At 38.9% G+C, this 12928-nt stretch carries 10 protein-coding genes; 1 reads left to right on the forward strand and 9 read right to left on the reverse strand.

Translation table 11 applies throughout. The annotated features are described in order from the left end of the window. Positions 1-33: 33 nt before the first annotated feature. On the reverse strand, positions 34-438 hold the full coding sequence (locus ACJJVX_RS01260; RefSeq protein WP_054204968.1) for a GNAT family N-acetyltransferase: 405 nt from the start codon (positions 436-438) through the stop codon (positions 34-36). Positions 439-459: 21 nt separating this feature from the next. Beyond that, complete coding sequence (locus ACJJVX_RS01265) at positions 460-1272, reverse strand: DUF6279 family lipoprotein (RefSeq protein ID WP_405629675.1); 813 nt, start codon at positions 1270-1272, stop codon at positions 460-462. A 580-nt stretch (positions 1273-1852) separates the two neighbouring features. On the opposite strand from ACJJVX_RS01265, the gene ACJJVX_RS01270 reads away from it, so the two are divergent. Beyond that, entirely contained in the window at positions 1853-2578 is a 726-nt protein-coding gene (locus ACJJVX_RS01270) for a tetratricopeptide repeat protein (protein WP_054204970.1), read from the forward strand. 461 nt (positions 2579-3039) lie between these two features. Here the strand turns inward: ACJJVX_RS01270 and ACJJVX_RS01275 are convergent, their stop codons facing one another. The 7 genes from ACJJVX_RS01275 to ACJJVX_RS01305 all read right to left on the reverse strand — a co-directional run bounded on the left by ACJJVX_RS01275 (position 3040) and on the right by ACJJVX_RS01305 (position 12769). Continuing rightward, positions 3040-4410, reverse strand: a complete 1371-nt coding sequence (locus ACJJVX_RS01275; protein WP_405629803.1) for a coniferyl aldehyde dehydrogenase — start codon at positions 4408-4410, stop codon at positions 3040-3042. Between the two features lie 228 nt (positions 4411-4638). Then, positions 4639-6114, reverse strand: a complete 1476-nt coding sequence (locus tag ACJJVX_RS01280; protein ID WP_054454049.1) for a DASS family sodium-coupled anion symporter — start codon at positions 6112-6114, stop codon at positions 4639-4641. Between the two features lie 11 nt (positions 6115-6125). Continuing rightward, positions 6126-7088, reverse strand: a complete 963-nt coding sequence (locus tag ACJJVX_RS01285) for a porin (protein WP_405629679.1) — start codon at positions 7086-7088, stop codon at positions 6126-6128. Positions 7089-7273: 185 nt separating this feature from the next. Continuing rightward, positions 7274-8641: a sigma-54 dependent transcriptional regulator gene (locus tag ACJJVX_RS01290; RefSeq protein ID WP_054204972.1), complete on the reverse strand. Its 1368-nt coding sequence runs from the start codon at positions 8639-8641 to the stop codon at positions 7274-7276. Then, positions 8638-10374: an ATP-binding protein gene (locus tag ACJJVX_RS01295; protein ID WP_405629682.1), complete on the reverse strand. Its 1737-nt coding sequence runs from the start codon at positions 10372-10374 to the stop codon at positions 8638-8640. Before ACJJVX_RS01295 ends, ACJJVX_RS01290 begins: the two co-directional genes overlap by 4 nt. A gap of 36 nt (positions 10375-10410) precedes the next feature. Further along, positions 10411-12387: a TonB-dependent receptor gene (locus ACJJVX_RS01300; RefSeq protein WP_405629685.1), complete on the reverse strand. Its 1977-nt coding sequence runs from the start codon at positions 12385-12387 to the stop codon at positions 10411-10413. A 118-nt stretch (positions 12388-12505) separates the two neighbouring features. Continuing rightward, a complete protein-coding gene (locus tag ACJJVX_RS01305; RefSeq protein ID WP_054204975.1) occupies positions 12506-12769 on the reverse strand; it encodes a hypothetical protein in 264 nt (87 codons plus the stop codon). Positions 12770-12928 lie beyond the last annotated feature (159 nt).

Here is a 12928-nt window from a genome sequence, read left to right on the forward strand (position 1 = left end):
TCTACTAATAACGCTCAGACGAACTAAAAGTTACTAAAGTGCAACTTCCATTTTATAGTAGGCTACCTCCCCTTTGAAAAAGCGCTCACTGCACACATGCATATCAAACCGTTTATAAAACTCTAAAGCAGACTCTCTGGCATCACACCAAAAGTAATCAACAGTGCCACCTTTTAAAAAGGTAATGATAAATGTAAGCAATTGTGATCCTATCCCCTGATTTTGATATTGCGGATCAGTGGCAAACTTGCGTAAACGTGCTTTATTTAATGTTAAATATACGGATGCTACACACACTAATAAATCATCAACGAATACCCCAAAATGTAAACCATCGTCATCCTCTGGTATATGACAATACTCTAAAGGTTTATTTGGCCATAAAACACGGTGGCGAAGAGGGATTGTTTGCTGCCATGAAATTCTACGTATTTTCATCTGGCTGGATCCTTTAAAATATCAATCATTTATCAAATCGTCTATTTCATCAACCATTTGTGTAAACTCCTTACGTGCATGCTTAATCTGTTTATCCGACAAGGTTTGCCTTAAATCAACTAATAATGCCGCATAACGCGCTAAGTTTTGTTGATCGTGCATAATTAACTCTTCACTCATAAATGCGTGCCTGTTTTTAATAATACGGCCAAGCTCTCGCGTAAAATCATCATTATCGAGTTTATCGGAGTTAAATGCACTGCTCAAAGCATCTAACCGCGTTTGTTTATAGCGTTGCCATAATATAAATGTTGATTGAAATTCACTATTAGCCACTGTAATTAGCTGCGTTTGTTCTGCCGATAACTTTCCCAGCCAATCAGCATAAGTTGCTAATTGATCTTTTAAACGCTCTTCAGAACGCTCCTTTGCTGTTTGCTCTGCAAATTCTTGCTGCTCTTCATTCATTTTGTCGCTAATTGCAGCTATAAACTGTGCACGTTGTTTACTATCAAGTGTTTTGGCAACTTCAATTAAAGGCATGCTTATATGCTCTACTAAAATTTGCCAGTGTTGTTTAGTATTTTGAAAGTGCGCAACAAGTATTTTCTGCGATGGTGTTCCTGACAGTATCTCTTGTAATGTAATAAGATCTTTTTTGTATAACGGTAGCTGTGTTTTTCGGTGCCAATCTCGCATTTCTTTGATTAACGATTTAACCGTTTTACTTTGCTGCTTGTCTAAATCAACATAATCATCAATCCAAAATGTGGATAACCAACCAATATTGTTATAGGTAAAAGATGCTGAACACCCAGCTAAACTAAGCAGCATTAACCCAATCAATCCAAGCTTATAGTTTAAACGTATATTTTTTATAAACATTTTAGTTTTTATTAGAGTACGAATAACCCTACGGTAATCAACTTATTCGCCGGTGTAAATGGAGCAATTCAAAATAAAACAATTTAAATGTAAATAGTTATCATTTAACTGTTGACTGACACGTTAAACTAAGTAATAATCGTTCGCATCAACACAGAGTAACCCGCACATTAATACTTCGCTTAGTGTGAATGGAATGTACCGACCTCAGTGCCCTAGGGAAGAATATCCAGTAAGGATGCTGGACCCCTTTAGTACAACTTTGTTGATGAAGATAGTGACGCTTCAGCAGTATTGCTTACTCGACCCAAGTAATACAACTTTAAGATCACACTTACTTGCTACATTGCTCATATCGGTGACGGTTGATATGAACCCAAAAAGCCCCTAAGGGGCTTTTTTTATTTCTTTAAATTTTCTGTAATATCTGTATCTTATATCTATTCGTTATCATTTTTAGAACCAAGCTAGGCAATTGCTATTGTTAGGACTAAAATTAAAGAGTTATAAACTCAATGGAGATATTGCCATGTGGCAACCTAAGTTTAATGTATTGTTAATGGTCGCTGCACTTGGCATTAATGGTGTTGCCCATGCAGGACTTGAAGATGGGATACGCGCGGCCAACGAAGGGCAATTTGAAGAAGCGCTAAAAGAGTTTAACTATCTTGCTGATAAAGGCTTTGCACCTGGTATATACGAATTAGGTAAGCTCTACGAAAACGGTCACGGCGTCGTTCGTAACTACCATAAAGCGGCTGCGCTTTATCAAGAAGGAGTCAAAAAGCAACATGTAGATTCAATGTTTGCTCTTGCGGTTCTTTACCAAGAAGGTAAAGGTGTAAAACTTGATAAGCAAATGTCTGTGACTCTTTTTAAACAAGCAGCAGCAAAAAATATGCCTGCAGCTCAATTTAACCTTGGTGTAATGTATGCTAATGGCGAAGGCGTAAGCCAAGATTATAAACAAGCCATGCGATGGTATGAGAAAGCAGCTGGAAACAACTACACACTTGCGCAATTTAATATGGCGCTAATGTATTTTGAAGGCCTAGGCGTACAAAAGAACATTGAAAAATCGTATATTTGGAATACCATTGCTGAGTATAATGGTAATTTAAATGCAAGCCATAGCCGAAAACTTGATGAGCGTAAAATGCTCCCCGCTGAAGTTACCGAGGCAAAAGAGAAAGCCGATGTACTTTACGAGCGAATTCTGGCTGGACTCTATGCTGGCGAAGGACGTATGTTTTAAGTTTTAGCTAGGTGGTTTTAGCCCTTTATTACTGCATCGGGTAAGTAAGTTGCAAGAGTAGAAAACGGTATAGCCCCTAGGGCGTGTTGATCTTTCGTGATTGATTTTGCAGCAGTATGTTTGGTATTTAGGCAAGGCAGCGCCTATGTAGTGTGGTTGTTCCCCATAAATAGGCGATAACGCAGTATAAATGCCAAACATGCGCTGCCCAAAGGGTTCTTTCTAGGGGCGATTGACTCTTTGTTGCTCGGTTTTTACTTATTCTCACATGGATGTGAGCTAGTAGAATAACGCAGGAGCAGTTATCGAGCCCGCTAGGTTACAAACCTCGCGCCGCGATTAAATTGCCCCTAGGTTGAACAAATTTCAATCCACAAAGGTCAACACGCCCTAGATTAGCAAGTTTTAATAAAAGATATATTAAACGCCTAATAGCTTAGTCATGGTTATATTTACGCTCTTTATGGGCGTAAATACAACCATTTTAGCACTTTAATTAATGCCTTATTTTGAGACAATAATAGACTTAACTTTGGGTTGAAACTACCCGTTTTTAATGTGTTTCGCGCATGGCTAAATGTTAAAAACCCTTCAACACCATGATAGTTACCCATTCCTGAAGGCCCCAAACCACCAAAAGGTGCATCGTCCGCAGTAACTTGCATTAGTGTATCATTAACAGCAAAAGTGCCACTGTGTGTTGAATCCTGAACGAGCTGATTTACTTGCTGATCTTGCCCCATAACATACAATGCCAGTGGATGTGGATGCTGATTAACATAATCGAGTGCTTGAGGTAAACTTTGATAACTCATAATTGGTAATACTGGACCAAAAAGCTCTTCTTGCATCAATAACATATCATCATTAACGTGTGTCACTATATGCAGACCAAGGCGGTGTTTTTGCTCATCCGATTGATTATCATCAAGCGGCATAACAACTTGCGCACCGCGTTGTTGTGCATCATCGAGCAGGTTAGTTAATCGAGAAAAATGCTGTTCACTGATAATTGACGTTAAATTTTTGCCCTCAACACCCAGCGGAAAATGTTTTTTATATAAAGAGCATAAAGTTTGTACCAGCTGCTCCTCAAGTTTTTCAGGAACTAAAATGTAGTCTGGAGCAACACAGATCTGCCCAGCATTGGCCATTTTACCAAATAAAATAGCTTTCGCAGCTTTTAAAATATCAACATTTTCGGTAATGATAACAGGCGATTTTCCACCCAACTCTAACGTAACGGGCGTGAGGTTTTTACTCGCCGCAGTCATAACATGACGACCAACGGCTGTTGATCCAGTAAAAAATAAATGTGCGAATGGTAGCCCCGAAAATTGCTGGCTAAGAGTTGCATCCCCCTCTATAACAGCACAATGCTCTGCAAGTTCATCAGTAAAAATTTGTTTGAGTACTTGGTTTGTATGCGGGGTAAATTCACTCACTTTTAACAGCACACGATTACCCGCAGCAATCGCAGTGATCACCGGCACGATTGCAAGTTGAATCGGGTAATTCCATGGCGATATTATTCCTACAACTCCTTTGGCCTGATAGCTTACTGCAATTTTTGAAGGTGCTAAGCTCAGCCCAGCTTTACGAGGGGAGTCTTTCGCCCACTTTGGTAAATGCGAGATAGTGTGCGAGATGGTTTTAACAGTAGGTAAAATATCCCCCAACACGGTATCAAACTCAGTTCGATAACCAAAATCTTTTGACGTAGCCGCTATCAATTCATTTTCGCAGGTAATTAACACTCGTTTTAACTGCTTAAGTAACACGATTCTTTTGGCAATTGGTAAATAAGGGGTAGCGTTAAAACGTTGCTGCATATCATTAAGTTGGGCTGATAGTACAACATCAATACAAGGAATTTGGGTATTAGCAGACAAAAGCGTACTCTGAGTATGTGATAAAAGTATAACCAATATATACCTATACCCAAGCAACCTCAAGATACGTGTTTCGCACTAGAATTATATGGCTTAATGTTTTACCACGTAAAAAGAGTGCTATTAAAATTTTAACAGCACTCTTGAGTTGGGTAACTCGTTTAGTTATTAAAAGTTAAAGACGGAGGCCGCAATAGTCATCGTCACTAAAGTGATCAAGATAATAGCAATAAGGTTTAGTACAAAACCGGCTTTAATCATATCCCCTATTTGTATTTGCCCTGAGCCAAACACTATCGCGTTTGGCGGTGTTGCAACCGGCATCATAAATGCGCAACTGCACGCAATTGCTGCAGGGATCACCCATACTAAAGGTGTGCCTGTAACTGATTCAGCAACAGGACCAAGTAAAGGTAAGAATCCAGCGGCTGTTGCTGTATTACTAGTGATCTCAGTTAAAAAGGTAATTAATGTCGCAATTGCTAAGACGCTCAATACAAGTGGGATTGCACTTGCGCCTTCAATCATGTGTGCTATGTATTCGGCTAAACCTGATGACTTTATTTGCGCCGCAAGGGTTAATCCACCCCCGAACAATAATAACACTCCCCATGGAACGCCTGCGGCACTTGGCCAATCTAAAATGCGCTCGTTACTGCCTTTATTTGCAGGTAATACAAACAACAATAAAGCAGCTGCAATTGCGATGCCTGTGTCAGATATTTTTAAGCCAGAAAAATCCGCAATTAACGGTCTAAATATCCAGCATATCGCCGCAAAAGCAAATACACATAACACGCCTTTTTCAGCTCGTTGCATAAGACCTAAATCTTTCAACTGCGCACTAAAGAGTGACTTAGTATCAACTTTTATCTTTTTCTCATCAGTTTTATCTACTTTATATGCAAATTTAGTTAACCATACCCAACAAATGATCAGCATAGTTAACGATAAAGGCACGCCCACTATCATCCATTGTGCAAAGCCAATTTCAATTTGGTAACTATCAGATAAATAAGCGGCCATTAATGCGTTCGGTGGTGTACCTATTAGTGTTGCAATCCCGCCGATACTTGCGCCGTAAGCAATTGCTAAAAGCAGTGCTTTGCCAAAGCCATTATTATTTGGGTTCGATTTTTGAACTAAGTGTGTAATGGAAAGTGCAATTGGTAACATCATCACTGCTGTTGCGGTATTAGACATCCACATTGATAAAAAAGCAGTTACTAACATCATAGCCAAGATCTGTAAACTGGGTTTTGAGCCAGCATACAACATTGTACGCAGAGCAATGCGCTTATGTAGACCCCAACGTTCCATCGCAATTGAGATTAAAAATCCCCCTAAGAATAAAAATATCAATGGGTGCGCATAAGGTGCTGCCACAGTTTTTATTGCGGCAATGTCCGCAAGCGGTGAAAAAACCAGCGGCAATAACGCTGTAGCAGGAATTGGCACAACCTCACTCACCCACCACGATGCCATCCAAAATGCTAATCCTGCTGTACGAAAAGCCGCTGTGCTCATGCCTGATGGCGGATCCATTAAACAGGTAAATAACATAACCGCAGGGCCTAATAAAAGCATCACCATTTGTAGCATCGGGCTTTTTTCAGATTTACTCTCAATAATTTGTGTACTCATAAATGACCCCTTTAAAATTTATACTTTAAGCCAAGGGCTAAGCTATTGTCTGTTTGCTGCTGTAAATCCAGATCGGTATACAATAAATAAGCTGTGGTCTGTTTATCAAATAAATAGTCAACCCCAGCGGTCCACTGTGTGCCCTTTGTACTATGACGAATGGTTGAGTCATCACTGGCAAATTGCACTTTGGGTTGCCATTTATCTAATTTATAACTCGCACTTAAAACGTAACCATTGCCCGATTTAGTACCATCAACAGATTCACTTCGCTGATAAATAGCACCAAGTTGCAAATCGCTTTGTTTCCACGCAGCCACTAGCCGGCTCGCATTTATGTTATTTAATGAGTCAACATGACTGATTGCTACATAATAGTTTTTATTTTTTAAACCTCGATCACCGTAAATCAATGTCGCTGCAAAGCCAGCTTCGTTGTTTGAACTGTCATCTTGTGGTGCATAAGTCAGTGATAATTGCGCACCTGCAAATGATTTTGAGCTGTAAGTGATTGTATCGCCTAATCGATCTTGGCCTGGTAATAACTGTGCAATATCAGCTTGTGTTTCATTAAAGTTATCAACTTTACCTTCAGAGTACTTAAACCGAGTGTCATTACGTCCAATGACTATCTCACCAAAGTCCCCTGCAAGGCCTAAGTAAGTATTACGAGCTGTAAATGGATCACTTGTATCGTCATGCTCAAAACCTTTAACTTGTACTTCATACTTAAATATAACTTTAAGAGAATCTGTTACGCCATGTTCACCTTTGACACCAATACGCGAAAACGGGGCATCAATATGTGTCCCTTCCTTTGCATAACGCATTGTACCTTTGTCTGTGTTAGCAATTTGCACTTCAGCTTTGCCATAAATAGAGTACTGCGCAGCATTTACAGGTTGTCCACAGCAAGCTAAAACAAGCCCTGTGGCTGCAAATACAGGGATTGATTTTTTATCTATTATTATCATTATGTGCCCTTATTGTTAGGATCATTTGTTGTTCCTAACAATAAAGGCAAGTTTACTGCCAATCAGTCTAAATTTTAAATAAATAAACATAATCAAAAACTTAAAGTAAAAAGCGAATTTTAAAATCAATTATTAGTGTGGAAAACCGCACACTCCAAAAACATATTTGTCACTGTTTCCACACATTAATCAGTAAACATATCTCGATTAAGTGCATATTTGTTCATTTTATCGTATAAGGTTTTACGCGCAATTTGCAAAGTCTGCATGGTCTCTTTTATGCTTCCTTGATGACGTTCAAGGGCTTCTTCTATTAATGATTGCTCATAAAAACTGACTTTCTCAGCTAAACTCAAATCTTGAGATAATTGCTCTGGGTTATTATTATTTGTATTTGCAAAGGCAAGCTCTACCCCAAGTAGCACAGCACGTTCAGCTTGGTTTCTCAGCTCTCGTACATTTCCAGGCCATGGGTAATTCATTAGCTTTTGCTGCATATCGCTACTTAGCGGCGCAGGTGGCTTATGAAAGCGCGTAGCGGCAATAGAGCTAAAATGTTTAAATAACAAGGGAATATCGGCTTTTCTATCACGCAGTGCTGGGATGCTCACTTTAACTAAATTAAGGCGGTAGTATAAATCAGCGCGAAACTCCCCTTTATCTACCAGTGACAATAAATCAACCTTCGTCGCTGCCACAATACGTACATCTAAATCAATAGCGCTATTACTGCCAACAGGTGTTACTTTTCGCTCTTCGAGCACGCGTAGTAATTTTATTTGCAGTGACGTTGGCGTACTTTCAATTTCATCTAAAAAAACAGTACCACCTTGTGCAAACTCGAATTTTCCTTGGCGGCTTTGCGTTGCGCCAGTGTAAGCACCACTGGCCGCGCCAAATAATTCGCTTTCAATAAGTTGCTCTGGTACTGCACCGCAATTTATAGCAACAAAATTACAGCGAGAACGGTTGCTTTGATCGTGTAAATATCGCGCTACTAACTCTTTCCCCGTACCCGTTTCGCCTTCAATCATCACATCCGCTGGCGTATCAATAACGGTATTGAGTAAATGCATCATTTGCTGCATCTGCACGGTTTCACCCAAAATACGTACACCCGGAGCAGATGTTTTTTCTACTGCTAATTTTAATGCACGGTTTTCCATTACCAGCGCACGTTTATCACTTGCTCTTGCGATACAGTCTAACAATTGCTCTGTCAGTGGTTTTTCAAATAAATCGTAAGCCCCCAACTGCATTGCTTTAACAGCTACAGACACATCAGCAAATCCTGTTAGGAATATAACGGGCAGTTCGCTATCGAATGCCTTAACTTGCTCTAAAAAAGCCAAGCCATCCATTTTTGGCATATTAATATCACTGAGCACAATGCCATTAAAACGACGGCTTAATTTTGATAATGCACTCACAGGTTCACTAAAACATTGTACCTGATACCCTTCGAGTGTTAGCAGTTGATTTAATGAGTCACGGATCATCGCTTCATCATCTATTACAATGATTTGCTTGCAGTCAATAGCTAAAGTATTCATTGCTCTCCTTGGGTACTTGTTAATGTAATTATAAATTGGGCACCGCCGGTAGGACGATTGTGCGCACTTAAACAGCCATTAAATGAATTAATGATCTGCTTAGAAATAGATAAACCTAAACCCAAGCCGTTTGTCGATTTAGTGCTATAAAACGGTTCAAAAATAGTGCCTAACGCATGTAACTCTATGCCCGGACCCGTATCTAAAATTGATAACTTAACGCGATCGTCAAATTGTTCAACCTCAAAGCTTAACTCACGCTTTAGACTTTGTAGCATTGCTTGGCTTGCATTAGTGATAACATTAACTAATACTTGCTCAAATTTAATTTCATCAACCCATACTTTAATATCATCAGTTATAACGATTTCTTGAACCGTTACATCATCGTGTTTTAACTGTGCGGAAGCAATAACCATCGCATTTCGGAGTAATTGATTTAAGCTTTGTGCTCGTAACTGGGTTTGGGCTGGCTTACTAAAATGCTTTAATTGGCCTACTATTTTATGCACGCGATCTATCAAAGATTGTACGATGACAATATTCTTTGCCGCTTGCTCTATATCCCCCTTGGCAATTAAACGTTTAGCACTAACAAGGTATGTGCTCATAGCACTCAATGGTTGATTAATTTCATGGTTAATACCCGCGCTAAGCTGGCCAATAGTGGCAAGCTTAGCCGCTTGCAGTAACGCTGTTTGAGCATTTTCTAAAGCATGTGTACGCTCTATCACTTCTTGCTCAAGACTGTGCCGCGAATAAAGTAACTTTTTATAACCGGCAAACCTCGCCATTAGACTATAAAAAATAAGCAAGGTACTGATGTAAATAACCGCCAGCCAAAATAACCGCGGGAGTTGATCAAGATTGACCGATGAAACATCCACTAACACCGTCATATCTGCTTTGATCCGATCGATTGAGGCACTTGCTGGTACAAACTGACGACGTGTTTGGCGCTGCCCAATAGACAATAATGTGATGCCTTGGCTTGTTGTTTGCGCTAAATCAATGACTGTGGGAGTGTGAGCCAAATAACGTCTACTTGTCTGTAACTGTTGCAGCTGTATATTAGATAAAGAATCAAAGGTATTAAGTCGCCATGATTGTTTATCCGACATAGCGATAATTTTATCATCCAGTGTTAAATAAAAATGACTCGCATGCGATGTATTGAGTAATTGACGATCAGTCTCAAATTTAGAGACGTTTACCTTAAGTGTTACAACACCAATAACTTGCTGATTAAGGTAAATAGGCTCTGAAAAATATATACCCCGCTCATTTGAACGTAAGCCCAAAGCAAAATAGGCAATTTTATCACCCGCTAACGCTCGATAAAAGTAAGGCCTGAACGCAAAATTATTACCTATATACGTATAATCAAGTTGCCAATTACTTGATGCGATCACATCTCCTTCACGATTGAGTACATACACATCAGATGCGCCACTGGCTTGTTGTATATCTGCTAAATAGTTATTAACCTGTTGTGCGGATTGATTTTCATTACTAATAAACGTGGTTAATAATTGATTGTCTGTGGCTAGATAAGGAATTGTTGCAAACCGAGACAGCTCAGTATCAAGGTAGTGACTGAGTTGCCCAACTTGCACTTCGGCTTGGCGCTTTGCATTGCCTAAATCATATTGACGCCCAAATAAAAAACTTAGTAATAACACTATAATGAGCACAACAATAGCAAGCGTAATCTTTCTGGAAAAGTACAACATGAGCAACCATAATGCGCAGCTTAGCGCCTCAAAAACTTAAAATTTGACTTGATAGTGTAACGAGTATTCACTGCCGACACCAGCAACTGCACCATTACTCACTCGCGGATCATATACATAGTAGTGTTTATCTAAGAGATTATGCGCTTTTAAGCTGATTTGAGTTTTTGCACTAAGCTGCCAACTTACAGCCCCACCAATGAGAAAATACGCTGATTGATCAAAGATATGATCTGTAGTGTGTGCCTGAACTTGGTCACGCCAAACACTATTTAAACTTAACATCCATTGATCATATTGGTAATTCGCAATCACACTTGCAAAGCGTTTAAATGTTGGCCTCATTGGTACATCAAAATAATGGGTATAAGTAGCTTCAACAGAAAAATTACTGTTTATCTGCACACGGCTATCAAGTTCTATGCCTCGGTTAATGTCATCTAATTGGTTTTCAAAAGTAAACATGTTGTCGTGAATTGTATGCGGCACTATATTAATAAAATCATGTAACTGGTTATAAAACAGTACTGAGTTTAAATGCCAATCCCGATGTTTATAACGCCATACTAACTCTGTCGTTTTAACATACTCAGACTGTAAGTTTGGATTACCCATAGTAACGTCATCATTCGAATATAGCTCATTAGTCACAGGAGTACGAAATGACTCGCCGTATTGCAACTTTAAAGTATGCGCTAATGCTGGTTGATAAATAACTGATATACGCGGTGATAATTTACTGTCTAAATCTTTAACATCATCATACCTAGTACCTACAAACAAGGTTAGTTGTTCTGAATAAGGAATTTTAAGCTGCCCATAAACGCTTTTTGTCTCAAAGCTGGATTTGAGATCAGTAAAAGGAGCAAAGTCATTGACTGTTATTATTCCACCTTGATAGAACGGATCTTCGACAATAATTTCACCACGGCTTGAATCAAAATAATTTGTACGCACATCAGCTTTAAGCTGCTCTGCATGGCTATATTCAACACCTGAATTCAATGACCAGCCGTTATAAAATGTATGGCTTGCGTCTATATTTATTTTCAAATCAGTTGTGTGCCAATCAGGGCCAATAAAAAAATCATGATTAGCATTAAGTAACGCGTTGGCTGATGCTATTAACCCTGCACTTTGAATTTCGTGATGAGTATACGACACCTTTGAAGATACAGAGCTCGAATCAGAATCTAGCCAGTCATACCCTAAAGATAGAAAGTGATTTTCGCTACGGTGTTGATTATCGTTAGAATAGCCACCTAAATTAAGAAACTTATTTAATTCAGTAAAATTATAACGTCCACTTAGTGACAACTTATCGATGTTTATACCTACCTCAAGATAGGCAGACTCAAGAGGGTCTTTAACACCTTGCTCATAACGCTCGCCTTCTTTATGGTAGTAAGCCATATTTGCATAAACATGGGTATTGGCATTAAATTGATGATTAAGCGACGAAGTAGCACCTACTTGCCCCACATTACCTATAGCGATAGACATTTCATTGTGATGCGTTTTAGTAACAATATTCATCACACCCAAAAATGCATTACTGCCATATAATGCAGATCCAGGTCCTCGGATAAATTCAACTTTATCAATGATTTCAACAGGAATATAGGGCATATAAACTGAAGCTTTACCAAACGATGACTCATTCAAGCGCTCGCCATTGATCATTACCAATATATTACCACTATCTAAATATACACCACGGGCATGATCTTTAGGCACAGCTCCAACCCAATCTCCACGAGTCGATTGCATACCCGGTACAAAATTCATCAGCTCAAAAGCATTATGTATGCCTAATAAAGCGATTTTTTGACGATTAAAAACGGTAATAGTTGATGGGGCTGAGGTAAGTGTTTCGGAAGTTTTTGAGGCAATATCGACTTGAACTTCAAGTAGATCTTCAAAGCTAAGTGCAAATAAATCGTCTGACTCAGTTGCTGATAATGGAATTGTGTAAATACACAAAAAAATACATGCTGATTGCTTTAAAGTCATTACGCCGCTTTACACCTATATTTCATAATAAATTAACTACACTGTAAAAATGTAGTATTTACAATATTAATACAAATGCGCGACGGCGCGATAATTATTTCTATAAATTTTCGTAGATTTAAGCTGTTGCAGTATTACGTTTCGCTTTTAAATATTTATATAAACCGATTAATGATGCTGCAATCCAAAATATTTCTATCACAAAACTTGCTAAATTAAAGTTATAACAAAGACTTATCAATAATAATATAGCCCCCGTTAAATTCATCATATTGTACAACAAGCCTGTTGGCACCGCTTTACCTAGTTGCAACATAAAAAATGCACCAACTACTAAAAAAGTCCCAGTCATACCTACAATATCAAATAAAAGTGCAATCACGTGCGTGTTCCCTTATCCATTCAAATTACCCACACTACTGGCCCAATCCATGGGGAGGGTTGTTTTCAATCATTGAAACAGCAAACCGAGTAAGTCTAGCAGGGTTAAAATATTGGCACAGGATAAATGTCCTGCTTTAGCCCATGCATAGATACAAAG

Origin of the sequence: Pseudoalteromonas sp. Ld20 (assembly GCF_045064175.1) — a bacterium.
Lineage (GTDB): Bacteria > Pseudomonadota > Gammaproteobacteria > Enterobacterales > Alteromonadaceae > Pseudoalteromonas > Pseudoalteromonas neustonica.